Genomic DNA, 26,189 nt, shown 5'->3' on the forward strand with positions numbered 1-26,189 from the left:
CCCATGCCCAAGGCGACCAGCCCCGCGACCGAGGTCGAGGTGGGCGGTCGCACCGTCCGGATCTCCAACCCCGACCGGGTCTACTTCCCCGGCCTCGGGCTGACCAAGCTCGACCTGGCGCACTACTACCTCGCGGTCGGCGACGGCATCGTCACCGCGCTGCGGGAGCGGCCGTGCATGATGCACCGCTTCCCGGACGGCATCGGCGGCGAGCGGGTGCACCAGAAGCGGCTGCCACGCGGCGCCCCGGAGTGGATGGAGACCGTGCACGTCACCTTCCCGCGCTGGAACCGCACCGCGGACGAGCTGTGCGTCACCGAGCTGGCGCAGGTCGTCTGGTCGGTGCAGATGAGCTGCGTGGAGTTCCACCCCTGGAACAGCCGCCGCGGGCACGTCGAGCAGCCGGACGAGTGGCGGATCGACCTCGACCCCGGCGACGAGTGCGACTTCGCGACCGTGCGCCGGGTCGCGGGCGTCGCCCACGACGTGCTGGACGAGCTGGGCGCGACCGGATGGCCCAAGACGACCGGCTCCAAGGGTCTGCACGTGTATGTGCGGATCCCGCCCGAGCACGGCTTCGCCGACGTCCGCCGGGCGGCGCTCGCCTTCGCCCGCGAGGTGGAGCGGCGCACCGACGACGCGACGACGACCTGGTGGCGCAAGGACCGGGACCCACGTCAGGTCTTCGTCGACTTCAACCAGAACGCCCGAGACCACACCATCGCGGCGGCCTACTCCGTGCGGGCGACAGCCGACGCGCGGGTCTCGGCGCCGCTGCGGTGGGACGAGGTCGCCGACTGCGAGCCAGGCGACTTCACGGTCCGCACGATGCCGGAGCGGTATGCCGCGCTCGGCGACCTGCACGCCGGCATCGACGACGCGGTCTTCGACCTCGCGCCGCTGCTGAAGTGGGCGCAGCGGGACGAGGCCGCCGGCGAGCAGACCCCCGACGCGCCGGACTCCTGAGCCGCCCCCGGGCCTCGGCATACCCGCCTGGCGACGAGGCTCGGAGCAGTCAGGGGGTCGCCGCCGCCCCGGTGTCGACATCGACGACGAGGCGCAACGGGTCGCCGAGGGTGAAGACCCGGTAGGGCCGGGGCTCACCGTGCATGCCGACGAACACCTGGAGCTGCCCCTCGAAGGGTGTGGTGCGGATGACCTCGACCACGGCACCCAGGGAGTGGGTGTCGAGACCGTAGTCACCGCCGTCGTAGACCGGGTCTCCCTCGGCCGGGTAGGCCATGCCCGCGATCACGAGCTGTATCACGCTGTCCCCCGCCACCCCCGCCGGCAGACCTGACCCGCCGCGGGTCGGCGAGGCCTCGTAGGACGCCACCCAGCCCGGACCGGTCGTCGGGCCCGCCCCGGTGAGGTCCACGACGACGCGGTCGAAGCCGTCGTGGCGACCGGCCCGCACCGACGGGGCGTAGAGCGCGCCGCCGGCGGCCACGCCTCCCCCGCCCTCGGTCCGCACGACGGGGTCGGTCCACGGGAGCTCGGGCCCTGCCCCGCCGCCCGGGTCGACCCCGGTGCCCGGGTCGACGACGGGAGGCTTCGGCCCGGGGACGGGGACCGGGGCGACGGGCTCGGTCTCCTGCGGCGACGGTTCCTGCGCCGACGGCTCCGGCTCCTGGACGGGGTCCGCTGGGTCCTCGGGGTCCTCCGTCGGCTCCACCGAGCTGGGCCCGGGCGGGTCCGGCTCCTGCGCTGCGCCGGTGGGGTCGGGCTCCGCACCGGTCGGGTCGGGGTCAGGGCTGGTGGAGTCCGTACGCACGGGGTCGGGGCCGGTCGGCTCGGGCGTCGTGGCGGCCACCGGCTCGTCGGTCGTGGGCGCGACCACCGTGAGCAGCAGCAGTCCCGCCTGCTCGCCGCCGAGCCGGTGCAGCGAACCACCGCCGGCGAGCGCCTCCATCCAGAAGTCCTCCGCCGCCTGCACCTGCGCCGGGCAGCCGAGGTCGGTGGTCATGAGCTCCTGCGGTGCGAAGGCGCCGTCCGGCTCGAGCTGCAGGGCACCCGTGGCCATGGCCTGGCCGCAGCGCTCCACCGAGACGCCCCAGCCACCGCCGACCGCCGGGAAGGCGAGCTCGGTCGCGGCGTCCGCCCCGACCACCTCGGCGCTGTCCCCGCCGCGCCACAGGTCCTCCTGCAGGGTCCACCGGGTGCCGGTCAGCTCGCCGGCGTCCACGGGGGTCACCGCGGACAGGGCGGCGGGGTCGGGGGTCTGCGCGGACGGCGTCGCGGCGTCGGCGAAGACGAAGGTGGTGCCGCCGGGAGGGAACTTCGCCGCCACCCCGTCGAGCCCGTCACCGCCGCCGAGGACGCCCGTCTGCCACACCAGGGCACCGGCAGCCACGGTCGCCAGCGCGCTCGCGACCCCGCCGCCCACGCGCTTGCGGGTGCGGCGCCGTCGGCCTGCGCCCCAGGGCGCGTCCGGGACGACCCGCTCATCGCCGTCGATCCTCGACGCACCCTCGAGCAGGCCCCGGACGTCCACCTCGTCGGTCATCCCAGACTCTCCTTCTCCTGCATCGCCCCGAGCCCCTGCGCGCCCAGCTCCTCGCGCAGCCGGGCGATGGCGTGGTGCGACAGGCTCTTCACCGTGCCTGGTCGCACCCCCATGACCTGCGCCGTCTGCGCCTCGGTGAGGTCCTCGAAATAGCGCAGCACGAGCGCCGCCCGCTGGCGGGGCGGCAGGGTCCGCAGCGCCGCGTGCACCTCGTCGTCGCGCGCCCGGGCCTCGGCGCCATCAGGTATACCGCGCTCTGGCAGGCGCTCCACCGCCACCTCCCGACGGGTCCGGCGCCACCACGAGACCCGCTTGCGGTAGATGACGCGGCGCACGAAGCCGTCCGGGTTGTCCACGCTCTCCCACTTCTCCGCGAGGGCGATGAGGGCCTCCTGCAGCAGGTCCTCGGCGAGGTCGACGTCACCGCAGAGCAGGTAGGCGGCACGGCGCAGCCGCGGCCCTCGGGCCGCCACGAACTCGCCGTAGGCTGGATCCGCCGTCAGCACCGCGGCCTCCTCTCGTGCTCCACACCAGGATGTCGCACCAGGGCCGCGAATGGTTCAGTTCGCGGGATCTCGCTGCGACCGAGCGGCGCCGAAGGCGGGGTAGCCGGGCAGCTCCAGCCTGCCGCGCGCCGGCGCCCACGACCTCCTCGCCCACACCGTCGCCTCCTCGCAGAGCGCCGCGACGTCCGGCAGCTCCTCGGCACAGGCGCGCGCCACCCAGCCCCACCGGTGCAGCAGCAGCGCCCGGAAGGCCGGGCCGGTCCTGCCCTCCGGCGCCATCGTGCGGTCGGCGACCGCGCCGTCGAGGAGCCACAAGGTGCCGGAGAGCACCCAGAGCGCCACCGCCGCACGCACCTGCCGCGGCCAGCGGGGGTCGGCGGCCAGACCGGGCAGGCTGCGCTCCGCCTCCCGGGTGAAGGCGGTCAGGGTGGCCTCGGTCAGGCCGGCGGGCGGCGTGAAGACGCACCAGCAGGTGCTGAAGGGCTCGGCCGCGTAGGCCGCCTCGTAGGCCACGTGGCGCACCCCGGCGCCCTCGACGTCCAGCAGCCGGACCCCGGACGGCGTGAGCACCGCGTTGTCCGGGCAGGCGTCCCCGGGCCCCAGCACGTGCCGGTCGGTGTCGTGCCGCAGCTCGTCGACGACGTCCAATGCCTGCGCCACCGCCGCGCGCCCGGACCGCAGGCCGGCGACGTCGACCAGGTGCTCCACCCCGCGCCGCGGGTAGTCCTCCTGCCACCGGCGGTCCTCGGCGAGCAGGGCGCCCCCGAGGTCGTCGCGCGCGCGGGCCAGCGACTCCGGCCCGGCCGCCAGGGAGCCGCCGAGCGTGCCCGCCCAGGCGACGGTATGCCCCCAGGCCGCCCCGGGGTCCGCCCCGAGCAGCGCGTCGGCGAGCGTGGCCCCTGCCCCGAGGTCCTCCATGACCAGCACCTGGGCCCCCTCGTCGGCGAGGAGCAGCTCGGGGGTGCCGCGCAGGTGCCGGAGACCGACCATCTCCCGGCGCCAGCCCATCGCGGCGGACCGGCCCTCGGGCTGCGGGAGGAAGCGCTTGACCACGACCGAGGATCCCCAGGCGGCAGGTCCCCGCACCACCTCGCGCCGGGTGACCTCGGAGCGGGTCGACCCGCCCAGCGGCGACGGATCCCCCAGCCGCACCCTGTCCGGGAGCAGACCCGTCAGGTCCGTCATCCGGCCAGCTCGCGGACGATCTCGCCGGCCGGCCGCTCCTGCGCTGCCCGCCACCCGGAGCCGGCCCAGACGTGGAGGCGCTCGAGGTCGCCCTGCTCGGCCGCCGCGCGGCGCAGCGGCTTGGTCAGCTGATCCACGACCGGGAAGGCGGCGGGGGCATCGGCATACTCACGGGTCCAGCCGTTGGCCACGGCACCGGCGACGCGGCCGGTGAAGGCCCGGGTGAGCACCCGCTCGGTGTGATGCTGACTCCGCAGCGCCGCCCGGTAGGTCCTCGACGCCCCGGACTCGTGCGCCAGCAGGATCGCGGTGCCGACCTGCACGCCGGCCGCGCCCGCGGCCAGGGCACGCCGCACGTCACCGGGCGTCGTCCGCTGCACCACCGAGGCGCCGGGCAGCCCGAAGGTGCAGGACACGACCGGGGGCGCCAGGGTCTCCACCAGGTGCACCTTGGCCTCCCAGTGGTCGGTGTCGTGCCAGCTCGGGAGGCCCACCTCGGTCCCCAGCGCAGCCGCCTCCCCGGCGATGCGCCCGGCGAAGTCGTCCACCCGCGGCTCGAGCGCGGCCCGGTCCAGCGGTCGCGGCACGAACAGGTTGACGCCGAAGGGCCGGTCGGTGAGGTCGCGGACGTGCACGAGGTCGGCCGCCACCTGCTCGGGCGTGCGGTAGCCCGCGGCGAGCATCCCGAGCCCGCCGGCGTCGCTCACCGCGGCGGCGAGCAGCGGGCTGGACACGCCGCCGGCCATCGGGGCGCCGACGACCGGTCGCTCCCAGGTCTCGACGAGGCTCATGCGACCTCCCGCATCCGTGCGTGGACGGCCAGCGCCCGCGCGTCGGACAGGCTCGCCACCTGGTCGACGACGGCCCGCAGCCGCGCCCGGTCCTCGCCCGCCTGCTCGGCGGCACGCACCGCCTCCGCGTGCAACGGGTCCAGCCGCCCCGGGTCCGTCGCGTAGTGCTCCACGAGCTCGGCGACGACCTGCTGCTGGTGCTCCATGGTGCTGCGCCGCTCCTCGCTGAGCATGACGAAGTGGGCCGCCACACCCTTGAGCGCGGCCGCCTGGGCGCGCACCCGGTCGGGGACGACGAGGTCCGCGGCATACCGGGTGAGCGGTCCGGGCCCGTGGCGCTCGCGCGTCGCCAGCTCGACGGTATGCACGAAGTGACCGATGAGCCGCGAGGTCATGTCCTTGAGCGCCGCCAGGTCGGCGCGGGTGCCCGTGTGGCTGGTCGGCACCCACCCGGTTCCGAGGATCTCCCCCAGCGCCTCGCCGAGCGCACCCTCGGCGAGGTCGGGTGCATACCAGTCGTGCGCGAGCGCGGCCACCGCCCGCTGCACGTCGGCGGAGCGCAACGCGCGCGGGTCGATGCGGCGCGAGGCGATCGCGTCCTCGACGTCGTGGACGCAGTAGGCGACGTCGTCGGACCAGTCCATGACCTGCGCCTCGAGGCACCGGCGGTGGGGCTCACCCGTGGGCGCCCCCGACCGCACCCAGGCGAAGACGGGCGCGTCGTCGGGGTAGACGCCGAACTTGCCGGGCGGCGTGCCCTCGGGACCGGCACCACGGGACCAGGGGTACTTCGTCGCGGCGTCGAGGCTGGCCCGGGTCAGGTTGAGCCCGGCGGGACGACCGTCGTCGTGGCTGCGTTTGGCCTCCAGCCGGGTGAGCACCCGCAACGACTGGGCGTTCCCCTCGAAGCCCCCGGCAGCCGCGGCGATCCGGTCCAGCGCGGCCTCCCCGTTGTGGCCGAAGGGCGGGTGCCCGATGTCGTGCGCGAGGCACGCGGTGTCGACGACATCGGCGTCGCACCCGAGGGCCGCGCCGAACTCCCGCCCGATCTGCGCCACCTCCAGCGAGTGGGTGAGGCGGTTGCGGACGAAGTCGTCGCTGGTCGGCGAGACCACCTGCGTGGTCGCCGCCAGCCGGCGCAACGCCGCCGAGTGCAGCACCCGCGCCCGGTCCCGGGCGAAGTCCTGCCGGTCGGACCGCTTCTGCGCCGGGTCCTCGGCCAGCCACCGCTCCCGGTCGGACGCGGCATACCCGCCCTGGCCCTCGCTGCTCACCCCCGCAGCGTATGCCGCGGGCCTCACCCGCCGCGGCGTGGCTGCCCGCCGCCGCCGACCGTGGCACCGGCGTCGAGCCCGCGGCGCCCGGTGACCGCCGCCCGCAGCGAGCGCAGGCCCTGCGCCAGCACCGGGCCGACCGGCCGCGTGGGCACGTCGACGTAGCCGCCCCGCTCCAGCCCCGCCCGGCGCTCGAAGACGCTGCGAGCCGCGCGGTCGCCGGTGCGCAGCCAGGACCACCCCATCGAGGCGAGGTAGAGCGGCAGGAAGGGCAGTCCGAGGCAGGCGGCCCACTGTCGGCTGTGCGCCAGCTCGTGGTCGAGCAGCCCCGGCCGCAGCGCCCGCAGCGCGTCGAGGTCGTGCCGGCTGATGACGACGTCACCGACGGTGAACGCGCCGGCCACCGGGAAGGACCAGCGGTAGTGGTCGGCGAGGTAGCACCGGGAGGGACCACGACGGACCCGGGCACCACCCGCGGCGGCGACGCCGAGACCGAGCGGCGTCGAGAGGTTGACCCAGTTGAGCAGGTGCCGGAGCCGATCCGCCCGCGAGGCCATCAGGCCGAGGCGTAGCGCTTGGCCGCGCGGGCCCGTGCCTTGGTCGCCTCCTCGTCCCGGTCCTTCGGCGGCGCCGACGTGACCAGGGAGTCGAGCAGGTCCTGCGTCGCCGCGGCGATCGTGGCGACCGCCGTGGCATAGGCCTGCTCGTTGGCCTGCGAGGGCTTGCTCGCGCCGCCGACCTTGCGGACGTACTGCAGCGCGGCGGCCTGCACCTCGGAGCGGGTGGCGGGCGGCTCGAAGTTGTTGAGCGGGCGGATGTTGCGGCACATGCCGCCCACTCTGCCACGCCCACAGCGGCCCCGTCCGGTGCTGCCGCTAGGGTCGGGACCATGGGCACCTTGTGGCATCCGTTCTCCGACATGGGCGCGGTCGAGCAGACCGGCGAGCTGATCCTCACCCGCGGCGAGGGGGTCCACGTCTACGACCGGGACGACCGGCGCTACCTCGACGCGACGGCGGGGCTGTGGTTCACCAACGTCGGCCACGGCCGCGGCGAGCTGGCCGACGCCGCCGCCGAGCAGATGCGCCGCCTCGCGGCATACTCCACCTTCGGCGACTACGCCCCGGACACGACGGTGGCCCTCGCCGACCGGTTGGAGGGCATCGCGCCGGTCGCCGGGAGCAAGATCTTCTTCACCTCCGGCGGCTCGGACTCCATCGACACGGCCGCCAAGATGGCCCGCCGCTACTGGGTCGAGCAGGGACGGCCGGACAAGACGGTCTTGCTCTCCCGCTCCAAGGCCTACCACGGGATGCACTACGCCGGCACCGCACTGGCGGGGATCCCGGGCAACCGCGAGGGCTACGGCGAGCTGGTGCCCGACACCGCGCAGGTCGAGTGGGACTCCGCGGAGAGCCTGCGGTCGACGATCGAGGGCGTGGGCGCCGACCGGGTCGCGGCCTTCTTCTGCGAGCCGATCATCGGCGCCGGCGGGGTCTACCTCCCGCCCGAGGGCTACCTCGCGGAGGTCCGCAAGATCTGCACCGAGCACGACATCCTCTTCGTCGCCGACGAGGTCATCACCGGCTACGGCCGCTTCGGCGGCTCGTGGTTCGCCAGCGCTGCGCTCGGGCTGGAGCCGGACATGGTCGCCACGGCCAAGGGGCTGACCAGCGGGTATGCCCCGATGGGCGCCGTCCTCGTCGCACCCCGCGTGTGGGAGCCGTTCTTCCGGCCGGGGGCCGGGGTCTGGTTCCGGCACGGCTACACCTACTCCGGGCACGCGGCCTCGGCAGCCGTGGCCCTGGCCAACCTCGACCTCATCGAGCGGGAAGGCCTGCTGGACGAGGCCGACCGGCTCGCGCAGACCCTGCACCGTGAGCTGGCCCCGCTGGCCGGGCACCACCACGTCGTCGAGGTCCGCTCCGGCCTGGGTGCCGTGGCCGCGATCCAGCTCGCCGACCCGGCGACGGCGATGCGCTTCGCCGTCGACGTGCGCGGGCACGGGGTGGCGACCCGCGCGTGCGGCGCCGGTGCCATCCAGGTCTCGCCCGCCTTCGTCATGACCGACGAGCAGGTGCAGGAGCTGGCCGGTGCGCTGCGCGCGGCCCTGGACGCGATGCCGGCGGCGGCATGACCGGCCCGCTGGTCACGACCACGCAGCTGCAGGGCATGCGGGTCGGGCCGCAGACGGACCGCCCGGTGCTCGTGGACGTGCGCTGGAGCCTCGGCGCGGGCGTCGCGACCAACCGGGCGGCCCATCTCGAGCTGCACCTGCCGGGGGCCGCCTTCCTCGACCTGGAGGGCGTCCTGTCCGACCCGCTCGCCGGCGACGGTCACGGCGGCCGCCATCCGATGCCCTCGGCGGAGCGGGTGCAGGAGGGGCTGCGTGCCGTCGGCGTCCGCGCCGACCGTCCGGTCGTGTTCTACGACGCCGGCCCGGGGCTGGGCGCGGCGCGGGCGTGGTGGGTCGCGGCCTACTACGGCCTCGAGCGGGCGGCGGTGCTCGACGGTGGGCTCGCCGCGTGGACCGCCGCCGGGCTGCCGGTCGAGGGGGGCGCGGTCCAGCCCGAGCCGGGCGACGTCGTCGTGGAACCCGGCGGCCGTGAGCTGCTCGACGCCGACGCGGTCCAGGGGCACCTCGCCGCGGGCGGCCAGCTGCTGGATGCCCGGCCCGCCGACCGCTACCGCGGTGAGAATGAGACGATCGACCCGGTCGCCGGCCACGTCCCTGGCGCGCTGAGCCTGCCGGCGCTCTCGCTGGTCGGTGAGCAGGGCTTCGTCGACGCCGAGCACGTCGTCACCGCACTGACCGGGGCAGGCGGGCGCACCGACCGTCCCACCGCGGTCTACTGCGGGTCGGGGGTGCAAGCCGCGCACCTCGCCCTGGCCCTGGAGGCACGCGGGGTCGGCCCGCGGCCGGCGGTCTACGTCGGCTCGTGGAGCGACTGGATCAGCGACCCCTCGCGCCCGGTCGAGCGCTGATCAGGAGCCGAAGGCCTGGACCAGCTCGCGGTTGAAGGCTGCCAGGTCGGCCGGGGTGCGGCTGGAGACCAGCCAGCTGTCGACCACGACCTCTTCGTCCACCCACGTGGCCCCGGCGTTGCGCAGGTCGGTCTGCAGCGAGGGGAAGGACGTCATCCGACGCCCGTCGAGGACGTCGGCGTCGGTGAGGATCCACGCCCCGTGGCAGATCACCGCGACGGGCTTCGCCTGCTGGCCGAAGTGCCGGGCGAAGGCGACGGCGTCGGTTTCCATCCGCAGGTGGTCGGCGTTGCCGGTGCCGCCGGGCAGCACGAGCGCGTCGTAGTCCGCGGGGTCGGCGTCGCCGACGACGGCGTCCACGTCCTGAGAATGCCCGTTCTTCCCGGTGATCGACCCGCCCTCCGGCGCGAGCATGTGGGCGGTCCCGCCCGCCTCCACGACGGTGTTCCACGGGCTGGTGAGCTCGCTGTCCTCGAATCCGTCCGTGGCCAGGAAGGCCACCTTCTTGCCGTCAAGTTGTCCCATGTCCCCCACGGTAGGAGCCGTCCGGCCGTGCCGCAGGGTGGAAGCGCTCAGCCCCCGCTGACCGACAGCTCGGCCTGCGCGACCTCGGCCCGCTGGAGCCCGTCGAGCTCACGGCTCTCGAGCCACCGGTCGGGCAGCGCCACGACGCGCGGCGACCCGGCGCGCCCCCGCTGGCCGTCGGCGGCCTCCCCCGGCCAGGGCTGGTCGAGGTCCAGGGTGGCGATGAGCTCGTCGAGGCCGGCGAGCGAGTCGACGAGCCCGAGCCGGTGCCGCAGCTCGCCCCCGACCCGGAAGCCCTTGGTGTACCACGCGATGTGCTTGCGGATCTCGCGGCAGCCACGCCCCTCGTCCTCGTGGAAGTCCGCGAGCAGCTCGGCGTGCCGGCGCAGCACCCGGCATACCTCCCGGAGCGTGGGCTCCACCCGCACCCGCGAGCCGGCGAAGGCGGCCGCGAGGTCGGTGAACAGCCACGGCCGACCCAGGCAGCCGCGCCCGACGACCACGCCGTCGCAGCCGGTCTGCTCGACCATCGCCAGGGCGTCGTCAGCCGACCAGATGTCGCCGTTGCCGAGCACCGGGATCGAGGTGACGGCCTGCTTGAGCTCGGCGATCCGGGACCAGTCCGCCTGCCCGGAGTAGGCCTGCGCGGCGGTGCGGGCGTGGAGCGCCACCGCGGCCGCGCCCTCCTGCTCGGCGGTGCGTCCGGCGTCGAGGAAGGTCTCGTGGTCGGCGTCGATGCCGACGCGCATCTTGACGGTGACCGGTATGCCCGCCGGCGCCGCCTCGCGCACTGCGGCGCGGACGATCCCGCGGAAAAGGTCGGCCTTCCACGGCAGCGCCGCTCCCCCGCCCTTGCGGGTCACCTTGGGCACCGGACACCCGAAGTTGAGGTCGACGTGGTCGGCCCGGTCCTCCTCCGCGAGCATCCGCACCGCGGCCCCGACGGTGCCGGGGTCGACGCCGTAGAGCTGGATCGAGCGGGGCGTCTCCGCCTCGCCGTGCTCGATCAGCTTCATCGAGATCGGGGTGCGCTCGACCAGGGCGCGGGAGGTGATCATCTCGCTGACGTAGAGGCACCCGGAGCCGGACAGGGTGGGCCGGTCGGGTGACCCGGCAGCGGCGAGCCCCTGGTCGCCGTACTCCCGGCAGAGCTGACGGAACGCCCGGTTGGTGATGCCGGCCATCGGTGCCAGCACCACGGGCGAGTCGATGGTGTGCGGGCCGATCTGCAGCGGCGGGAGGGCAGGGGCGGTGATCGTCATGGCGAGCCCATTGTCCCATCGCCCGACCGACGGCGGGCACGCGTCATCGCCTCCGCCAGCACGACCACCGTCACCACGGGGCCTGCGCACAGCGCTTCAACAGGTTCGCCCGGTTGAGTGTCGGCATGACCACGAGGCAGCCGACCGGGCCGCGGTGCGGTCACGACCACCCGTGCCTCACCCGGCGCGCCGTGCTGGCGGTCGGGGGTGCGGCCGGCGTCGCCACGCTCGCGGCCTGCTCGGGGCCGGAGACCGGGTCCACCGGCTCGGGGACGCCGGGAGCCGACGGCACCGGTGAGGACACGCCCTCCGGGACCACCTCGGCGGAGGCCGGGGAGACCTCCGAGGCGGCTGCCGAGGCGATCGCGAACGTCTCCGACGTGCCGGTCGGCGGTGCCCTGGCGGCGACGACCGCTGCCGGAGAAGCGGTGCTCCTCACGCAGCCGACCGAGGGCGAGATCCACGCCTTCTCGACCGTGTGCACCCACCAGGGCTGCACCGTCGAGCCCGGCGAGGGCGAGCTGAGCTGCCCCTGCCACGGCTCCACCTTCGACCTGAGCAGCGGCGCGCCGCTCGCCGGCCCGGCCGCGGCGGCGCTCCCGGAGGTCACGGTGAGCGTCGGCGAGGACGGTTCGATCACCGGCTGAGAGCCCGCCGGGCGGCCACCGGGAATCGCGGCGTCGGACGGTCAGCGCTGGACCAGGGTGGCCGCGGCCCGCGCCGTCACGCACCGGGTCAGCACGTCCAGGGTGCGTGAGGGCAACCGTGAGCTCAGCCAGTGCAGCGGCACGTCGTGCTCGGCCCGAGATCCGAGCGGCACCAGGTCGCCGTCCTCGAGCCAGTCCCGGGCCCACTCCATGGGGATCAGCCCCCACCCCATCCCGAGGCGCACCGCCTCGGCGAACTCCCGGCTCGACGCGATGACGTGGGCCGGCGGGTCGATGCCGCGGCGGGCCCACCGCCGGGCGACCCGGTGCTGCATCGTGTCCTTGTGGTCGAAGCGCACGATCGGCGCGGCGTCGAGCGCGGAGGCCCGCGGCCCGTCGGCGAACCAGCGGGCGTGGAAGTCCGGGCTGCAGGCCGCGACGTAGCGCATCGCACCGAGCCGCTCCAGCCTGCAGCCGGTGACCGGGCGCGGGTCGGCGGTCACCGCCGCCAGCGCGCTGCCCGCCCGGACCCGCTCCGAGGCGTGCTCCTCGTCCTCGCGCACCAGCTCCAGCACGACCCCGAGCTCCCGCTGCGCCCGCGCCAGCGCCGGCAGCAGCCAGGTGGCGAGCGAGTCGGCGTTGACCACGACCGCGACCTGCGGGTATACCGCCTCCCGCGCCTCCGGCACGAGCTCACCCAGCGCCTCGTCGACGAGGAGGTCCCACTGACCGGCCAGCTTGAGGAGCACCTCCCCGGCCGGCGTGGCCCGCGCCGGCTTGGTGCGGGTGAGCACGATCTGCCCCAGCGAGGACTCCAGCGCGCGGATCCGCTGCGAGACCGCCGAGGGAGTAATGTGCAGCTGCTGAGCCGCCCGGTCGAAGGTGCCCTCACGCACCACGGAGGCCAACGTCCGCAGCCCGACGGGATCGATGTCCATGTGAAGCAAGACTAATGGTTGTGCAGAATCTTTTGCTGTGATCTGGTCACGAGCACGGCCCTGGCGGGCCTAGCGTGGAGACATGGACACCGTCACGCTCATCGCCACCGGCCTGCTCACCGGCATCGGTCTGATCGCCGCGGTCGGCGCGCAGAACGCCTACCTGCTCCGGCAGGGCCTGCGCCGCCAGCACGTCGGCCCGTTGGTCGTGCTCTGCGCCGCATCGGACGTCGTCCTCATCGGCCTGGCGGTCCTCGGTGTCGGTGCGGCCGTGCAGGAGTGGCCGGCCTTCCTCGACATCGCCCGATGGGGCGGCGGGATCTTCGTCATCGGCTACGGCCTCCACGTCGGGTGGCGCGCCCTGCGGCCCGGGGCCGGGCTGGTCGCGGGCGCGGGCGGTGGCCAGCTCTCGCTGCGCCGGGCGCTCACGACGATGGCCGCCCTGACCTGGCTCAACCCGCACCTCTACCTCGACGTCATCGTCCTGGGCTCGATCGCCAACACCCACGGCCCGGACGGGCGGTGGTGGTACTACGCCGGTCTGGTCGCCGCGAGCGGCCTGTGGTTCGGCCTGCTCGGCTTCGGCTCGCGCGTCCTCGCCCCGCTGCTGTCCCGGCCCCGCTCCTGGCAGGTCCTCGACGGGCTCATCGCGCTCGTCATGCTGGCCATCGGCGTGGCGCTCATCACCGGCTGAGCAGCCCACAGGCCGAGGACGCGATCAGTCACCGGCGAGGAACCAGTCCCACGACCCGTCCGTGCTGATGCCGACACGCCACCCCGTGGGTTCGTCGGTCAGGTACCACTCGTACCAGGTCCCACCACCGCCCTCCTGGACGACGGGCGCTCGCGCCGTCAGGGTCTGGACGAGCAGGGCATACCTGCTCCAGCCCCCGGGCTCCGGCAGGACGAAGACTTCCTGCGGCGTGACCAGGCCGAAGCTCAGCATGGTCTCGTCCGCGGTCGCGGCCTGCACGAGGACGTCGCGGTCGCAGGCCACCGCCGCGTCGAGCAGAGCCTGCGCGCGTTGCACGACAGCCGCCGGTGCATCACCCGCCACCACTGTGCCACTCAGGCCGGTCGCCGAGCACGTGACCTCCGGCGGGTCGCTGGGCGGTGGCGCGGAGGACGGCGGTGGGCTCGGTGCGGGTGCCGTCGTGGTGCTCGTGGCCGTCGGCTCCCCGGTGGGCAGCGCGTCGGTCTGCACCGGGGCGCTCGCCGCCGCGTCGTCCTCGACGGTGGGCAGCGCCGGGCCGACGCCGGCCTCGGGTGGGGTGAACCCGCCGCCGAGCGCGAAGACCCCGGTGACCACCGCGACCGCCGCAAGCCCACCGACACCCTGCGCCACGTGCCGTCGACGCCGGACGCCCCGGCCCTGCCGCCACGCCTCGTCCGTGAGGTCCCGGTCGGGTTCCGCACCCGCCGCCTGGTCCAGGGCGTGCCTGAGATCCTCGTTCATCACCGGCCTCCTCTCGCCCCGCCGACCTCGACCTCGCCGAGCGTCGGCATCACCTGCCGCAACGTCGCCAGCGCCTTGCTGGCCTGACTCTTCACCGTGCCGGGGCTGCACCCCAGCGCCTCGGCGATCTGGACCTCCGAGAGGTCCTCGAAGTAGCGCAGCACGACGACCGCGCGCTGCCGGGCGGGCAACCGTCCCAGCGCCTCGCGCACGTCAGCCCCGGCGACCCACCCGTCCACGACGCCCCGGTCCGAGGTTGAGTCGAGCAGGTCGCGCTCCCCCGGCTGCGCGGCATACGGCACCTCGCGCCCCCACTTGCGCCAGCGCGACACGGCGTCGCGGTAAAGGATGCGGCGCACGTAGGCGTCCGGCGACCCGTGCCGCACGGACTCCCAGCGGGAGCCGAGCTTGACCAGGGCGTCCTGGACCAGGTCCTCGGCGGCGTGGTGGTCGCCGCAGAACAGCCGCGCCGCGCGCACCAGCTGGTGCTGCCTCGCCCGCACGAAGTCCGCGAACTCGCGGTCCGTGTCCCCAGCTGCCGGTGTCATGGGGTCATGACGCAGCAGGTATGCCCGCAGGTTGCCTCCGCGCGTGAACTCCTCGCGCGGACGCCACGGGCACCGTGGCTCAGCAGCCGATCAGCCGCTGCGCGAGGTAGGACTCGACCTGGTCCAGGGAGACACGCTCCTGGCCCATCGAGTCCCGGTCGCGGATGGTGACCGCCTGGTCCTCGAGGGTGTCGAAGTCGACGGTGACGCAGTAGGGGGTGCCGATCTCGTCCTGGCGGCGGTAGCGCTTGCCGATCGCGCCGGCGTCGTCGACGTCGACCATCCAGTGCTGCCGCAGCCGCGACGCGAGGTCCTTGGCCTTGGGGGTCAGGTCGGCGTTGCGCGACAGCGGCAGCACCGCCACCTTGACCGGCGCGAGCCGCGGGTCGAGGCGCAGGACGGTGCGCTTGTCGACCCCGCCCTTGGTGTTCGGGGCCTCGTCCTCGGCATACGCGTCCACGAGGAAGGTCATGAGCGAGCGGGACAGGCCGGCTGCCGGCTCGATGACGTAGGGGACGTAGCGCTCGCCGCTGGCCTGGTCGAAGTAGGACAGCTCCTGGCCCGAGTGCTCGGCGTGCGTGGACAGGTCGAAGTCGGTGCGGTTGGCGATGCCCTCGAGCTCGCCCCACTCGCTGCCGGCGAAGTTGAAGCGGTACTCGATGTCGACGGTGCGCTTGGAGTAGTGCGAGAGCTTCTCGGCGGGGTGCTCGAAGTGGCGCAGGTTGTCGCTGTCGATCCCGAGGTCGGTGTACCACCGGGTGCGCTCGTCGATCCAGTACTGGTGCCACTCCTCGTCCTCGCCGGGCTTGACGAAGAACTCCATCTCCATCTGCTCGAACTCGCGGGTGCGGAAGATGAAGTTGCCCGGCGTGATCTCGTTGCGGAAGGACTTGCCGGTCTGGGCGATGCCGAAGGGCGGCTTCTTGCGCGAGGTGCCGAGCACGTTGGCGAAGTTGACGAAGATGCCCTGCGCGGTCTCCGGTCGCAGGTAGTGCAGCCCCGACTCGTCCTCGATGACCCCGAGGTAGGTCTTGAGCATCATGTTGAACTCGCGCGGCGTGGTCCACGCCTTGTTGCCGCAGTTGGGGCAGCTGATGTCGTCCAGCGGGACGTCGTCGGGGTCCACGTCCTTCCCCTTCTTCGCCGCCTTCTCCGCCACCGCCTCCTGCATGTGGTCGACGCGGAACCGCTTGTGGCAGGACTGGCACTCGGTGAGCGGGTCGGAGAACTCCCCGACGTGCCCCGAGGCCACCCAGGTCTGGCGGGGCAGGATGATCGAGGAGTCTAGGCCGACCACGTCGTCGCGGGTCTGGACCATGGAGCGCCACCACTGGCGCTTGATGTTCTCCTTCAGCGCCACACCGAGGGGGCCGTAGTCCCAGGCCGAGCGTGTGCCGCCGTAGATGTCCCCCGAGGGGAAGACGAAGCCTCGACGCTTGCACAGGGACACGACGGTATCGACGGTGGAGGGAGCCATACCGCCAAGTCTAAGCAGCCGCGGGCGACCGTCCGGCCCACGCCACCCGAGCCGTCCGCGGTGGGTCGACCGCGGACTACGCTGGTCCGGTGAGCACTCCCGATCAGCCGCACCCGACGCCCGGCCCCGGCGAGGGTGGCCAGGCCAGGCACGGCGAGGGGGCCGCGGTCGACGACCGCGGCCCGGGGCCGGTGCGGCTCCACGTCGAGCGGGCCAGCCGGCCGGCGCTGGAGGTGCTGGGGCGGCTGCCGGTGTGGCTGCCCTTCCTCGCGCTGCTGCTGCTCATCCTCGGCGGCGGCATCCTCGGCGGTCCCCTGGGGTGGGTCATGGTCGGCTCGGCCCTGGCCTTCGTCTGCTGGCTGCTCTACCTCTCCTGGCCGCGGATGACCCGTGTCGAGCGCCTCATGCGGGTCGCCGTCCTGCTCCTCTTCCTCGCCATCACCTTGGTCCAGCTCGTCCCCCGCTGACCACCCGGACGCGGCCGGTGGCCCGCGGTGGTTCGGTCGCCCTCCGCCCGGAGGCGCAGGCTCGCTGGCGTTTTGACAATCATTCTCAGTCTCGTGAGACTGTCGGTATGCCGCGTCCCACCCCCGCACTCGCCCTCACCGCGACCCTCGCCCTCGTGCTGTCCGGCTGCGGGGCGACCGAGACCGCTACCGACGGGAGCAGCGGTGATGACGCGAGCGGTGAGCTGCAGGTCGTCGCGAGCGTCTACCCGGTGGAGTTCCTCGTGGAGCGGGTGGCCGCGGACCACGCCACGGTGACGTCGCTCACGCCGCCCGGCGTCGATCCGCACAGCCTCGAGCTCTCCCCGCGCGACGTGGGTTCGCTCGGCAGCGCCGACCTCGTGGTCTACTCCGCCGGGCTGCAGGCGGCGGTCGACGAGGCCGTGGACAGCCAGGCCGGGGACATCGCCCTCGACGTGGCCCCGGCAGCCGACCTGCTCGCGCTCGACGAGACCGAGGAGGAGCACGCGGAGCACGCCGGCGGCGGGGAGGACGAGCACGAGGACTCCGAGGAGCACGCGGCCGACGAGCACGGCGCGGAAGAGCACGAGGGCCACGACCACGGCGGGGAGGACCCGCACTTCTGGCTCGACCCGGAGCGCTACGGGCGCGTGGCAGAGACGGTCGCCGACCGGTTCGCCGAGGTCGACCCGGCGCACGCCGAGGACTACCAGGCCAACGCCGCCGCCCTCGTCAGCGAGCTGACGGCCCTCGACGAGGAGTTCGCGGACGGGCTGGTGGACTGCGCCAGCAGGGACGTCGTGACGACGCACGAGGCCTTCGGCTACCTGGCCCAGCGCTACGACCTGCACCAGCTCGGCATCACCGGCCTCTCCCCCGAGGCCGAGCCGTCCGCCGCCCGGCTGGCTCAGATCACCGCGCAGGTCGAGGAGCTCGACGTGCGGACCATCTACGCCGAGCCGATCCTCACCGATGCGGTCGCCCGCACCGTGGCGCAGGAGACCGGCACCCAGGTGCTGACCCTCGACCCGCTGGAGGGCATCACCGAGGAGTCCGCCGGGCAGGACTACCTCGCGGTCATGCGCGCCAACCTGCAGGCGTTGTCCGACGGGCTGGACTGCTCGTGAACGGGGAGAGGGAGCCGGTCCTCGCCCTGACCGGCGCTGCCTTCGGCCACGACGGCACACCGGTCGTCTCCGGGGTGGACCTGACCGTCCGCCGCGGCGAGGTCGTCGCCGTCCTCGGGCCCAACGGCTCCGGCAAGACCACCCTCATCACCGGCCTGCTGGGGCTCTCCCGGCACCTCGGCGGGCAGGTCGAGATCCTCGGCGCACCGCTGTCTCACCTCTCCGAGCGGACCCGGCCCGGCTACGTGCCGCAGCGGCATACCCTCACCGGCGGGGTGCGCGCCACCGTGACCGAGGTCGTCGCGACCGGACTGCTGGCCTCCCGGCCCTGGTGGCGAGCGGCCGGCCGCGCCGACCGTGACGCGGTGGAGCGCGCGCTCGAGGCCGTCGGGCTCGCGGACCGGGCACGCTTCGACGTGGCGACCCTCTCCGGCGGGCAGCAGCGGCGGGTCCTCATCGCCCGCGCCCTCGTGGCGCGCCCCGAGGTCGTCGTCCTGGACGAGCCCACCGCGGGCGTCGACCGCGCCAGCCAGACCGTGCTCGCCGGGGTGCTGCAGCGCCTCGGCCGCGACGGCACCACGATGCTCGTCGTCACGCACGAGCTCGCCGCCCTGCACGGCGTCGTCGACCGCATCGTCGAGATCGACACCGGTCACCTCACCTTCGACGGCACGCCGCAGGAGTATGCCGAGCACCAGGCACGGCGGGCCCGCGCGGCGGGGCGGGGGGCGGCATGAGCGACATGCTGGCCCTGGACTTCATGCGCAACGCGCTGCTCGCCGCGTTCCTGGTCGGGCTCGCGGCGCCGATGGTGGGGATCTTCCTCGTGCAGCGTCGGCTGTCGCTCATCGGTGACGGGCTGGGGCACGTGGCCCTCGCCGGCGTCGCGATCGGCGTCATCACCGACAGCGCACCCGTCTGGACCGGCCTGGCGGCCGCGGTCCTCGCCGGGGTCGCCGTCGAGCTGGTCCGTGCGCGCGGCCGCACGTCGGGCGACATCGCGCTGGCGCTGATGTTCTACGGCGGCATCGCCGCCGGCGTGGTCATCATCAACCGCGTCGACGGCACCCAGACCGCCAACCTCACCGGCTACCTCTTCGGGGCCATCACCACGACCACGCGGACCGACCTCGGCCTCTTCGCAGTGCTCTGCGCCGCCGTCGTCGTGGTCGTGACCGTCCTGCGGCAGCGGCTCTTCGCGGTCGCCGGCGACGAGGAGTATGCCCGCGCCGCCGGGCTGCGCGTCCTCGCCCTCAACATCACGCTGTCGGTCCTCACCGCCGTCACGATCGTCGTGGCCATGCGGGTGATCGGGCTGCTGCTCATCAGCGCGCTCATGATCATCCCCAACGCCGCCGCGCAGCAGGTCTCCGGCAGCTTCCGGGCCGCGACCTGGTGGGGTGTCGTGCTCGGGATGGTGTCGTCGGTCGGCGGGGTGGTCACGAGCTACTACGCGGACACCGCCACCGGCGGCACGATCGTGTTGCTCGCCATCGCGCTCTTCGCCCTCGCTGTCGCGGCGGGAGCGGCGCGACGCGCCCTCGCCGCCGCCCGTCACCGGCACGCCGAACGGCACCCGCACGAGCACGGCCCGGGCTGCGGCCACGAGGCGGTGGCCCACGGCGACCACGTCGACTACCTCCACGACGGCCACCGGCACGCGGCGCACGAGGGCCACTACGACGAGCACGCGGACCACGCGCATACCCTGGACGACCCGGAGGAGGTGCACCGATGAGCAGCCCACGACGACCCACCCGCCAGCAGAGCGCCGTCATCGACGCCCTGGGCTCGACCCAGGACTTCACCAGCGCGCAGGACCTGCACGCCACGCTGCGGGCCTCTGGCGACAAGGTCGGGCTGGCCACGGTCTACCGCACGCTGTCCACCCTGGCCGATGCCGGCGACGTCGACGTCCTGCGCACCGGGGACGGGGAGGCGGTCTACCGCAAGTGCTCCACCGGCCACCACCACCACCTCGTCTGCCGCGCGTGCGGGCGGACCGTCGAGGTCGAGGGTCCGGCCGTCGAGCGGTGGACCGACAGCGTGGCCGCCGAGCACGGCTTCACCGACGTCGCGCACACGCTGGAGATCTTCGGCACCTGCCGCGACTGCTCCTGACCGTGAATGAAAGCCGCTTCGTCAGCTCTGCGCCGGTTCGTCACATCGGAGCCTGTTCGAGGAGGCTCTCAGATGACGAACCGGCGGTACGTTGACCCACCGGCGTCCAGTCGGACGAGAGAAACTCGTTGCCCTCTCGCGCGGCGGCACCTAGCCTCACCGACACCATGGGCTTCACCCTCCGTGACTACGCCGACCTCGACGAGCCGTCCTGGCTCCGCTGCCGCGCCCTGTCCTTCCTCGGCTCGTCCTACTTCGACGACGTCAAGACGCACCGGACGGTCTTCGAGGGCGAGTCCCTGCAGCTGGTCGCGGTGTCACCCAAGCCGGCGGGGATGACGACCCCCGGCCCCGAGGAGGTCGTCGGCATCCTCGACGTCGAGCTGTGGGAGGACGAGGGCTCATCGGTCGCCACCATCGACACCGTCGCCGTCCACCCCGACCACCAGCGCGAGGGCGTCGCCGGGGCGCTCCTGGACGAGGCGCTGGACCGGCTGCGGGGGCGCGACCTCGCCTGGATCGACGCCTGGACGCGCGAGGACCCGGAGGCCACCTCCTGGTATGCCGCGCACGGCTTCGTCGCCGACGAGACCTACCTGCACATCTACCGCGGCGGCGACGAGCAGCACGCGGACGCGCACGGCGAGGAGGGCTTCGAGGCGCCCTTCGACCTCGGCGCGCCGGTCAAGGGCTTCTTCCACGGGCCGGACGAGGACCCGCAGCCCTGGCGGGAGCGCTTCGCCCGGGTGCACCAGTGCCGCCGCTACCTGCGCCGCCTCGACGTGACCGCGTGGCCGGAGGACCCGCGGCTCGCCGCGCTCTACGACCTGGAGAACTCCGGCAGGTGGGACCACGACTGGTTCCGCGCCCTCGCGGCACGCGTCGGTGCCCGCCGCGTCACCGACGTGGGGTGCGGCACGGGGACGCTGACGATCGCGCTGGCGCGGGACGGGCACGAGGTCACCGGGCTGGAGCCCGCGCGGGCCAGCCTGGACGTCGCGCGGGCCAAGCCCGGCGCCGAGGCGGTCTTCTGGATCCACGGGTATGCCGACGCTCTCCTGGACGGGGCTGCCGACCTCGTCGTCATGACGGCCCACGTCGCGCAGTACTTCACCACGGACGAGGGCTGGGACGAGGTGCTCGGGCACCTGCACCGGCACCTCGTGCCCGGAGGTCACATCGCCTTCGACTCCCGGAACCCGGCGGCACGCGCCTGGGAGCGGTGGACCCCTGAGGCGACGCGGACGACATACCAGCATCCGGACGGTGGCGAGGTGACGGCGTGGGTGCAGGTCGAGCGGGTGGATGAGGTGCCCGGCGAGGTCGGCGGCGAGCCGCGGGGTCCGGTCGTCACGCACACCGGGCACACGGTCCTGCCGACGGCCCACCTCGCCTATCCCGAGAGCCTGCGCTTCCGCACCCGCGGCGAGCTGGAGGCGTCGCTCACCCGGGCCGGCTTCGAGGTGGTCGAGGTCACCGGTGACTGGGACGGCTCCCCCGCGGCGCCCGACTCCCCCGAGCACCTGGTCCTCGCCCGGAGGACCTGAAACCTCTTCCCGCCGAGGGATCCCCGGTCCACCTCCGGCCCTCCGACCTCCCCGCATCTCCCCGGGCCGCGCGGATCAGGACCCCGAGTCGCCGGGGGCGTCCACCGCGCCGCCGTAACGCCGGTCGCGCGAGGCATACTGCTCGATCGCGCCCCAGAGGTCGCGCCGGTCGTAGTCCGGCCAGAGCACGTCCTGGAAGACCATCTCGGCGTAGGCGCTCTGCCACAGCAGGAAGTTGGAGGTGCGCTGCTCGCCGGAGCTGCGCAGGAAGAGGTCCACGTCGGGGACCTCGGGGTGGTAGAGGTAGCGGCCGATCGTGCGCTCGTCGATGCCGCGCGGCGAGAGCCTGCCGGCCTTGACGTCCTCGCCGATCCTGCGGACCGCGTCGCCGAGCTCGGCCCGCCCGCCGTAGTTGACGCAGAAGTTGAGCGTGATGACGTCGTTGTCGCGCGTCTGCCGCTCCGCCGACTCCAGCTCGGAGATGACCGAGCGCCACAGCCGCGGCCGTCGACCGGACCAGAGGACGCGCACCCCCCAGGAGTCGAGCTCCTCGCGGCGCCGGTGGATGACGGCGCGGTTGAAGCCCATGAGGAAGCGCACCTCGTCGGGGCTGCGGCGCCAGTTCTCGGTGGAGAAGGCGTAGGCGCTGATGCAGGTGACGCCGATCTCGATGGCCCCGGCGATGACGTCGAGCAGCGCGGCCTCCCCGGCCTCGTGCCCCTGGGTGCGCTTGAGGCCGCGCTGGTTGGCCCACCTCCCGTTGCCGTCCATGACGACCGCCACGTGCCGGGGCACCAGGTCGCGCGGGACGGGGGGCGGTGTCGCGCCCGACGGGTGCGGGAAGGGCCGCCGCGGCTCCCGCGTGCTCACGGGGTCCGCTCCAGGTGGCGCAGCGAGCGCACGCCGCGCTCCAGGTGCCACTGCAGGTATGCCGCGACCAGCCCGCTCGCCTCGCCCCGGTGCCTGCTCTGGCTGGCGTCGGCGACGGTCCAGTCGCTGGTGAACAGTGCCCCCAGCAGGGCGAGGGTCTCCGGAGCCGGGGCGGTGGACCCCGGTGGCCGGCAGACCGGGCACACGACCCCGCCCGAGGGCACGTGGAAGGCGCGGTGCGGACCGGTCATGCCGCAGCGGGCGCAGTCGGCGAAGCTGGCGCGCCACCCGGCGATCGCCAGCGCACGCAGCAGGTAGGAGTCGAGCACGAGGCGTGGGTCGTGCTCGCCCCCCGCGAGCGCGGCGAGCCCACCGGCGAGCAGCCGGAAGTGCTGCAGCGCGGGCGTGCCCTCCTCGGTCAGCTGCTCGCAGGTCTCCAGCATGACGCTGGCCGCGGTCCAGGAGGGGTAGTCGCGGGAGATCGTGTCGCCGTAGGGCGCCAGCCCGTCGGCCTGGGTGATGGTGTCCAGGCTGCGGCCCTCGTAGCACTGCACGTCGACGACCATCCCCGGCTCGAGCCGCGCGCCGAACTTGCTCGACGTGCGCCGGACGCCCTTGGCGACGGCACGGATGCGGCCCCGGGTGCGTCCGAGCAGGATGACGATCCGGTCGGCCTCGCCCAGCTTGTAGGTGCGCAGCACGATCGCGGCGTCACGGTAGGTGGGCATACCCCAGTGTCCCACCACGGCCCCGGCGGCCGGCGGCGCGGCACACCGCCTGATCCCTGGCGCAGATCGAACACGTGTTCTATACTGAGGGGATGATGCTGCAGGGTTCGCTGCTGGACCAGGTCGACGAGGTCGGTCTCCGCCCGCTGGAGGCGCTGCGGCGCACCCGGCTCGACCACGGCGCCTGGGTCGACGTCCGGCCGGGGTGGCTGACCGGCGCGGACGAGCTCTTCACCCGGCTCACGCTCGGCGGTCCCGCGGGCGTGGAGTGGCACGGGGAGGAGCGCCAGATGTGGGACAAGCAGGTGACCACGCCACGGCTGCTGCGCTTCTACCGCGAGGGCGAGCGGCTCCCGGACCCGGTGCTGGAGCGGGCCCGAGTCGACCTCAGCACGAGGTATGCCGACGAGCTCGGCGAGCCCTTCGTCTCGGCCGGGATGTGCCTCTACCGCGACGGCCGCGACAGCGTGGCCTGGCACGGGGACCGGATCGGGCGCAGCAAGGACCAGGACACGATGGTCGCGATCGTCTCGCTCGGCGCACCCCGGGCGCTGCTCCTGCGGCCGCGTGGCGGCGGCGCCAGCATCCGGCACGTCCTCGGCCACGGCGACCTGCTCGTCATGGGCGGGTCGTGCCAGCGCACCTGGGACCACTGTGTGCCGAAGACGACCACCCCGGTGGGCCCTCGCATCAGCATCCAGTTCCGCCCCCGCGGGGTCCGCTGAGAGGTCTCAGGGAGGGGTGAGCAGGAGCTCACGCACCGCGGCGGCGTCGCGGGCCGCGACGGCACCGGCGGCGAGGTCCTGCAGCTCCCGCAGTGACACGGTCCGCAGCCGGGCCTTCACGGTGGGCACCGCGCTCGGCGAGGCGCTGAGCTCGCGCACCCCGAGGCCGACGAGCAACCCGGCGACGTCCGGGTCGCTGGCGAGCTCTCCGCAGACGCTGACGACGACGCCCTGGGGCGCACGGTCGCAGATGTAGCGCACGAGCTGGAGCAGCGCGGGGTCCAGCGCGTCCGACCATGTGTTCACCGCAGGGTTGCCGCGCTCCGCGGCGAGGGTGTACTGGCTGAGGTCGTTGGTGCCGATCGAGACGAAGTCCAGCCCCCGGGCGAGCCGCGTGAGCCGCACCGCGACCGCCGGGACCTCGACCATGATGCCGACCCCGAGCTGGTGCGGCGGGGCGGACAGACCGACGCGACGCGCGGCCTCCTGGAGGCGGGCCCGGGACCAGTCGACATCGTCGAGCGAGGTGACCATGGGGAAGAGCACGTTGATCCGGTGGGTCCGCGCCACCCGGCACAGCGCCTCGAGCTGGTCCAGCAGCAGACCTGGGTCGTCACGGAAGGCGCGGATGCCCCGGACCCCGAGGAAGGGGTTGGCCTCCTCGGCGATGGGGATGAAGTCCAGCGGCTTGTCGCCGCCGACGTCCCACGTGCGCACGGTCACCGGGTGCGGTGCGAAGGCCTCCGCCATGGCGGTGTAGACCTCCACCTGCTGCTCGACGGTCGGCGCCCGGTGCCACTGCGCGAAGACGGCCTCGGTCCGCACCAGCCCCGACCCCTGCGCGCCGAGCCCCGCTCCGAGGCGGGCGGTGGCCACCGAGGAGACGTTGGCCTTCACCGCCACCCTGGCCCCGTCCCTGGTCAGGGCCGGCAGGTGGGCGTCGGCCAGGGCGCGCTCGCGCTCGCGGCGGCGCCGGTCCAGCATGTCGCCGAAGGCCGCCTGGACCTCGGCCGGCGGGTCGAGCTCGAGCCGCCCGGAGCGCACGTCGAAGGCGATCATCGTGCCCGCTGTCACGTCCGCCCGGTCCCCCACCCCGGTGAGCACCGGGACGCCACGGGCCCGCGCGATGAGCACCCCGTGACCCAGCCCGCCCCCACGTCGGGTCACCACCCCCTGGATCTGGCCCGCGTCCAGCGAGATGGCGAGTGCGGGATCCAGCTCGTCGACGACGAGGATCCCCTCGCCCAGCGACTCGGGCTCGGTGACCCCCAGCAGGAGACGCATCACGCGCTCCCCGATGCTCCGCACGTCCTGCGCCCGCTCCTGCAGGTAGGCGTCCGGCAGCCGCTCGAACCTCTTCGCCACGGCGTCGACCGCGTTTTGCCAGGCCAGCGCTGCCGGACGGCCCTCCCCGATGCGCCGGTCGGCGTCCGCGCTCAGCTCGGGGTCGCGCAGCAGGGTCGCGTGCGCGTCGAAGACTTCCGCCTGTCCCTGGCCCAGGTGGCGCCTGGCGTGGGCCGCCAGCTCGCGCAGCCGCTCGAGTGCCTCGTCCACGGACTCGCCCAGCCGCCCCCGCTCCTCCGCGGGAGATCCCGTCTCCAGGTCCCGCGGCTCCGGCACGGTCTGGTCGAGCACGGCCGGCCCCATGGCCGCCTCCAGCCCGGACCCGGCCACCCCCGGCTCCTCGGAGACCGCCGGGGCCGGCGTCTCCACATCGGCCATCGGCTCGGCGGGTCCGGGCTCGTCCCCGAAGGCGGTGCGGGCGAGCTCGGCGATCCGCGCGAGGACCTGCTCGGCCTCTTCGCCGGTGGCCTCCACCCGCAGCACGTGTCCTTGCTGGGCCCCGAGCGTCGCCACCCCGCTCAGGCTGAGCGCGTCGACCGGCCCGGTGCCGATGGTCTGGTTGCGCACCCGCACCCGGGTCCCCGGCGACACGGTTCCGGCCGTCGTGACGAGCCGTGCGGCCGGGCGGGCGTGGAGCCCGTGCTCACCGGTCACCGACACCTCGATGCAGTCCCACTCGCAGGGGTCGTCCGCGGCCTCGCCCTGGGCGTCGCCCGGCGTCTGATCCGCCGCGCCGGGCTCGCCGAGGTGGGTGCGCTTCGCGTCCAGACCTCGGACCGCCTCGGCGGCGCAGGCGTCGAGGTCCGCCCCGGTGCCGGCGGCGACCACGGCGGCGATGAGCCCCTCGACGAGCGGCGCGGCGCTGAGCCGCACCCGCTCGGCCACCTCGGGCTCGAGCATCTCCAGGGCCATCTCGCCGGACAGCACCGCGCTGCCGAGGTCGAGCAGGACGAGCACGCCCTCGCCGCCGCTCGCGGCGTCGGCACGGGTGACTGCCTCGGAGATGGCGAGGGCGTCGGTGCCGGTCGTGTCCTCGTCCAGCCCGGCGGCGACCTCGACGGCGGGCCCCTCGGCGGAGCTCATCTCGGCGGCGAGCGCCGCCGCCGCCCGTGCCAGGGGGCGGCTGTGCGAGACGACGACCAGCGAGATCATCGGGAGGC

At 74.2% G+C, this 26,189-nt stretch carries 28 protein-coding genes; 12 read left to right on the forward strand and 16 right to left on the reverse strand.

Annotated elements, in window-relative coordinates; translation table 11 throughout:
* The first annotated feature begins 3 nt into the window (after positions 1-3).
* Positions 4-966 (forward strand): non-homologous end-joining DNA ligase, encoded by a 963-nt coding sequence (gene ligD, locus BJF86_RS09910; RefSeq protein WP_075815217.1) that lies wholly within the window; start codon positions 4-6, stop codon positions 964-966.
* A 49-nt stretch (positions 967-1,015) separates the two neighbouring features.
* Here ligD and BJF86_RS09915 read toward each other — a convergent pair whose 3' ends face one another.
* From BJF86_RS09915 to BJF86_RS09945, 7 genes are read right to left on the reverse strand one after another with little or no spacing between them, the layout of a single operon-like run.
* The gene (locus tag BJF86_RS09915; protein WP_075818630.1) at positions 1,016-2,506 is read right to left on the reverse strand and encodes a hypothetical protein; all 1,491 of its coding nucleotides are present in this window, start codon (positions 2,504-2,506) and stop codon (positions 1,016-1,018) included.
* The gene (locus tag BJF86_RS09920) at positions 2,503-3,012 is read right to left on the reverse strand and encodes a SigE family RNA polymerase sigma factor (protein WP_022925598.1); all 510 of its coding nucleotides are present in this window, start codon (positions 3,010-3,012) and stop codon (positions 2,503-2,505) included. The genes BJF86_RS09915 and BJF86_RS09920 overlap by 4 nt, the downstream gene beginning before the upstream one ends.
* Before the next feature lie 54 nt (positions 3,013-3,066).
* On the reverse strand, positions 3,067-4,197 hold the full coding sequence (locus BJF86_RS09925) for a hypothetical protein (RefSeq protein ID WP_075818631.1): 1,131 nt from the start codon (positions 4,195-4,197) through the stop codon (positions 3,067-3,069).
* Positions 4,194-4,988 carry a nitronate monooxygenase gene (locus tag BJF86_RS09930; protein ID WP_075818633.1) on the reverse strand — a complete coding sequence of 265 codons (795 nt, stop codon included), beginning with the start codon at positions 4,986-4,988 and terminating at the stop codon, positions 4,194-4,196. The genes BJF86_RS09925 and BJF86_RS09930 overlap by 4 nt, the downstream gene beginning before the upstream one ends.
* Positions 4,985-6,262, reverse strand: a complete 1,278-nt coding sequence (locus BJF86_RS09935) for a deoxyguanosinetriphosphate triphosphohydrolase (RefSeq protein WP_075818635.1) — start codon at positions 6,260-6,262, stop codon at positions 4,985-4,987. The genes BJF86_RS09930 and BJF86_RS09935 overlap by 4 nt, the downstream gene beginning before the upstream one ends.
* A 23-nt stretch (positions 6,263-6,285) precedes the next feature.
* Positions 6,286-6,819: a hypothetical protein gene (locus BJF86_RS09940; RefSeq protein ID WP_075818637.1), complete on the reverse strand. Its 534-nt coding sequence runs from the start codon at positions 6,817-6,819 to the stop codon at positions 6,286-6,288.
* Positions 6,819-7,091, reverse strand: coding sequence for a DUF2277 domain-containing protein (locus BJF86_RS09945; RefSeq protein ID WP_075818896.1), 273 nt, complete (start codon positions 7,089-7,091; stop codon positions 6,819-6,821). The genes BJF86_RS09940 and BJF86_RS09945 overlap by 1 nt, the downstream gene beginning before the upstream one ends.
* Positions 7,092-7,151: 60 nt before the next feature.
* On the opposite strand from BJF86_RS09945, the gene BJF86_RS09950 reads away from it, so the two are divergent.
* Positions 7,152-8,399 (forward strand): aspartate aminotransferase family protein, encoded by a 1,248-nt coding sequence (locus BJF86_RS09950; protein WP_075818638.1) that lies wholly within the window; start codon positions 7,152-7,154, stop codon positions 8,397-8,399.
* Entirely contained in the window at positions 8,396-9,247 is an 852-nt protein-coding gene (locus tag BJF86_RS09955) for a sulfurtransferase (RefSeq protein WP_075818640.1), read from the forward strand. The genes BJF86_RS09950 and BJF86_RS09955 overlap by 4 nt, the downstream gene beginning before the upstream one ends.
* Here BJF86_RS09955 and BJF86_RS09960 read toward each other — a convergent pair whose 3' ends face one another.
* On the reverse strand, positions 9,248-9,772 hold the full coding sequence (locus BJF86_RS09960) for a type 1 glutamine amidotransferase domain-containing protein (protein WP_075818642.1): 525 nt from the start codon (positions 9,770-9,772) through the stop codon (positions 9,248-9,250).
* A gap of 47 nt (positions 9,773-9,819) precedes the next feature.
* The gene (gene dusB, locus BJF86_RS09965; RefSeq protein WP_075818644.1) at positions 9,820-11,034 is read right to left on the reverse strand and encodes a tRNA dihydrouridine synthase DusB; all 1,215 of its coding nucleotides are present in this window, start codon (positions 11,032-11,034) and stop codon (positions 9,820-9,822) included.
* Positions 11,035-11,159: 125 nt separating this feature from the next.
* Between dusB and BJF86_RS09970 the strand changes: the two genes are divergently transcribed.
* Entirely contained in the window at positions 11,160-11,681 is a 522-nt protein-coding gene (locus BJF86_RS09970; protein ID WP_075818646.1) for a Rieske (2Fe-2S) protein, read from the forward strand.
* A gap of 41 nt (positions 11,682-11,722) precedes the next feature.
* On the opposite strand, the gene BJF86_RS09975 is transcribed toward BJF86_RS09970, so the two are convergent.
* Entirely contained in the window at positions 11,723-12,619 is an 897-nt protein-coding gene (locus BJF86_RS09975; RefSeq protein ID WP_075818648.1) for a LysR family transcriptional regulator ArgP, read from the reverse strand.
* A gap of 82 nt (positions 12,620-12,701) precedes the next feature.
* Here BJF86_RS09975 and BJF86_RS09980 point away from each other — a divergent pair, with 82 nt between their 5' ends.
* Positions 12,702-13,313, forward strand: a complete 612-nt coding sequence (locus BJF86_RS09980) for a LysE/ArgO family amino acid transporter (RefSeq protein ID WP_075818650.1) — start codon at positions 12,702-12,704, stop codon at positions 13,311-13,313.
* A gap of 24 nt (positions 13,314-13,337) precedes the next feature.
* Here BJF86_RS09980 and BJF86_RS09985 read toward each other — a convergent pair whose 3' ends face one another.
* The 3 genes from BJF86_RS09985 to BJF86_RS09995 form a co-directional block, all read right to left on the reverse strand.
* On the reverse strand, positions 13,338-14,075 hold the full coding sequence (locus BJF86_RS09985; RefSeq protein ID WP_075818652.1) for a hypothetical protein: 738 nt from the start codon (positions 14,073-14,075) through the stop codon (positions 13,338-13,340).
* Positions 14,075-14,623 carry a SigE family RNA polymerase sigma factor gene (locus BJF86_RS09990; protein ID WP_075818654.1) on the reverse strand — a complete coding sequence of 183 codons (549 nt, stop codon included), beginning with the start codon at positions 14,621-14,623 and terminating at the stop codon, positions 14,075-14,077. Before BJF86_RS09990 ends, BJF86_RS09985 begins: the two co-directional genes overlap by 1 nt.
* Positions 14,624-14,702: 79 nt before the next feature.
* A complete protein-coding gene (locus tag BJF86_RS09995; RefSeq protein WP_075815199.1) occupies positions 14,703-16,100 on the reverse strand; it encodes a glycine--tRNA ligase in 1,398 nt (465 codons plus the stop codon).
* 89 nt (positions 16,101-16,189) lie between these two features.
* Here BJF86_RS09995 and BJF86_RS10000 point away from each other — a divergent pair, with 89 nt between their 5' ends.
* The 6 genes from BJF86_RS10000 (at position 16,190) to BJF86_RS18355 (ending at position 21,362) form a co-directional block, all read left to right on the forward strand.
* Positions 16,190-16,567 (forward strand): DUF6703 family protein, encoded by a 378-nt coding sequence (locus tag BJF86_RS10000; protein ID WP_083652930.1) that lies wholly within the window; start codon positions 16,190-16,192, stop codon positions 16,565-16,567.
* Between the two features lie 107 nt (positions 16,568-16,674).
* Complete coding sequence (locus BJF86_RS10005; RefSeq protein WP_075818656.1) at positions 16,675-17,694, forward strand: metal ABC transporter substrate-binding protein; 1,020 nt, start codon at positions 16,675-16,677, stop codon at positions 17,692-17,694.
* Positions 17,691-18,431: a metal ABC transporter ATP-binding protein gene (locus tag BJF86_RS10010; RefSeq protein ID WP_075818657.1), complete on the forward strand. Its 741-nt coding sequence runs from the start codon at positions 17,691-17,693 to the stop codon at positions 18,429-18,431. Before BJF86_RS10005 ends, BJF86_RS10010 begins: the two co-directional genes overlap by 4 nt.
* Positions 18,428-19,432: a metal ABC transporter permease gene (locus tag BJF86_RS10015; protein WP_075818659.1), complete on the forward strand. Its 1,005-nt coding sequence runs from the start codon at positions 18,428-18,430 to the stop codon at positions 19,430-19,432. The genes BJF86_RS10010 and BJF86_RS10015 overlap by 4 nt, the downstream gene beginning before the upstream one ends.
* Entirely contained in the window at positions 19,429-19,815 is a 387-nt protein-coding gene (locus tag BJF86_RS10020) for a Fur family transcriptional regulator (protein ID WP_022925615.1), read from the forward strand. The genes BJF86_RS10015 and BJF86_RS10020 overlap by 4 nt, the downstream gene beginning before the upstream one ends.
* Before the next feature lie 167 nt (positions 19,816-19,982).
* Positions 19,983-21,362, forward strand: coding sequence for a GNAT family N-acetyltransferase (locus BJF86_RS18355; protein WP_202817335.1), 1,380 nt, complete (start codon positions 19,983-19,985; stop codon positions 21,360-21,362).
* 75 nt (positions 21,363-21,437) lie between these two features.
* Here the strand turns inward: BJF86_RS18355 and BJF86_RS10035 are convergent, their stop codons facing one another.
* Complete coding sequence (locus BJF86_RS10035; RefSeq protein ID WP_075818661.1) at positions 21,438-22,232, reverse strand: isoprenyl transferase; 795 nt, start codon at positions 22,230-22,232, stop codon at positions 21,438-21,440.
* Positions 22,229-22,960 (reverse strand): DNA repair protein RecO, encoded by a 732-nt coding sequence (gene recO, locus BJF86_RS10040; protein ID WP_022925618.1) that lies wholly within the window; start codon positions 22,958-22,960, stop codon positions 22,229-22,231. Before recO ends, BJF86_RS10035 begins: the two co-directional genes overlap by 4 nt.
* Positions 22,961-23,052: 92 nt before the next feature.
* Between recO and BJF86_RS10045 the strand changes: the two genes are divergently transcribed.
* The gene (locus BJF86_RS10045; protein WP_075818663.1) at positions 23,053-23,685 is read left to right on the forward strand and encodes an alpha-ketoglutarate-dependent dioxygenase AlkB; all 633 of its coding nucleotides are present in this window, start codon (positions 23,053-23,055) and stop codon (positions 23,683-23,685) included.
* Positions 23,686-23,691: 6 nt separating this feature from the next.
* Here the strand turns inward: BJF86_RS10045 and ptsP are convergent, their stop codons facing one another.
* Positions 23,692-26,181 carry a phosphoenolpyruvate--protein phosphotransferase gene (ptsP, locus tag BJF86_RS10050; protein ID WP_075818665.1) on the reverse strand — a complete coding sequence of 830 codons (2,490 nt, stop codon included), beginning with the start codon at positions 26,179-26,181 and terminating at the stop codon, positions 23,692-23,694.
* Between the last annotated feature and the right edge of the window lie 8 nt (positions 26,182-26,189).

It is taken from the genome of Serinicoccus sp. CNJ-927, assembly GCF_001942435.1.
In the GTDB taxonomy this organism is placed as follows: Bacteria; Actinomycetota; Actinomycetes; order Actinomycetales; family Dermatophilaceae; genus Ornithinicoccus; species Ornithinicoccus marinus.

Bases quoted from the DNA above. Each gene is read 5' to 3' on its own strand.
- ligD (WP_075815217.1), top strand. From the start codon at position 4: ATGCCCAAGGCGACCAGCCCCGCGACCGAGGTCGAGGTGGGCGGTCGC.
- BJF86_RS09915 (WP_075818630.1), bottom strand. From the start codon at position 2,506: ATGACCGACGAGGTGGACGTCCGGGGCCTGCTCGAGGGTGCGTCGAGG.
- BJF86_RS09925 (WP_075818631.1), bottom strand. From the start codon at position 4,197: ATGACGGACCTGACGGGTCTGCTCCCGGACAGGGTGCGGCTGGGGGAT.
- BJF86_RS09930 (WP_075818633.1), bottom strand. From the start codon at position 4,988: ATGAGCCTCGTCGAGACCTGGGAGCGACCGGTCGTCGGCGCCCCGATG.
- BJF86_RS09940 (WP_075818637.1), bottom strand. From the start codon at position 6,819: ATGGCCTCGCGGGCGGATCGGCTCCGGCACCTGCTCAACTGGGTCAAC.
- BJF86_RS09945 (WP_075818896.1), bottom strand. From the start codon at position 7,091: ATGTGCCGCAACATCCGCCCGCTCAACAACTTCGAGCCGCCCGCCACC.
- BJF86_RS09950 (WP_075818638.1), top strand. From the start codon at position 7,152: ATGGGCACCTTGTGGCATCCGTTCTCCGACATGGGCGCGGTCGAGCAG.
- BJF86_RS09955 (WP_075818640.1), top strand. From the start codon at position 8,396: ATGACCGGCCCGCTGGTCACGACCACGCAGCTGCAGGGCATGCGGGTC.
- BJF86_RS09960 (WP_075818642.1), bottom strand. From the start codon at position 9,772: ATGGGACAACTTGACGGCAAGAAGGTGGCCTTCCTGGCCACGGACGGA.
- dusB (WP_075818644.1), bottom strand. From the start codon at position 11,034: ATGACGATCACCGCCCCTGCCCTCCCGCCGCTGCAGATCGGCCCGCAC.
- BJF86_RS09970 (WP_075818646.1), top strand. From the start codon at position 11,160: ATGACCACGAGGCAGCCGACCGGGCCGCGGTGCGGTCACGACCACCCG.
- BJF86_RS09975 (WP_075818648.1), bottom strand. From the start codon at position 12,619: ATGGACATCGATCCCGTCGGGCTGCGGACGTTGGCCTCCGTGGTGCGT.
- BJF86_RS09980 (WP_075818650.1), top strand. From the start codon at position 12,702: ATGGACACCGTCACGCTCATCGCCACCGGCCTGCTCACCGGCATCGGT.
- BJF86_RS09985 (WP_075818652.1), bottom strand. From the start codon at position 14,075: ATGAACGAGGATCTCAGGCACGCCCTGGACCAGGCGGCGGGTGCGGAA.
- BJF86_RS09990 (WP_075818654.1), bottom strand. From the start codon at position 14,623: ATGACACCGGCAGCTGGGGACACGGACCGCGAGTTCGCGGACTTCGTG.
- BJF86_RS09995 (WP_075815199.1), bottom strand. From the start codon at position 16,100: ATGGCTCCCTCCACCGTCGATACCGTCGTGTCCCTGTGCAAGCGTCGA.
- BJF86_RS10005 (WP_075818656.1), top strand. From the start codon at position 16,675: ATGCCGCGTCCCACCCCCGCACTCGCCCTCACCGCGACCCTCGCCCTC.
- BJF86_RS10015 (WP_075818659.1), top strand. From the start codon at position 18,428: ATGAGCGACATGCTGGCCCTGGACTTCATGCGCAACGCGCTGCTCGCC.
- BJF86_RS10020 (WP_022925615.1), top strand. From the start codon at position 19,429: ATGAGCAGCCCACGACGACCCACCCGCCAGCAGAGCGCCGTCATCGAC.
- BJF86_RS18355 (WP_202817335.1), top strand. From the start codon at position 19,983: ATGGGCTTCACCCTCCGTGACTACGCCGACCTCGACGAGCCGTCCTGG.
- recO (WP_022925618.1), bottom strand. From the start codon at position 22,960: ATGCCCACCTACCGTGACGCCGCGATCGTGCTGCGCACCTACAAGCTG.
- BJF86_RS10045 (WP_075818663.1), top strand. From the start codon at position 23,053: ATGATGCTGCAGGGTTCGCTGCTGGACCAGGTCGACGAGGTCGGTCTC.
- ptsP (WP_075818665.1), bottom strand. From the start codon at position 26,181: ATGATCTCGCTGGTCGTCGTCTCGCACAGCCGCCCCCTGGCACGGGCG.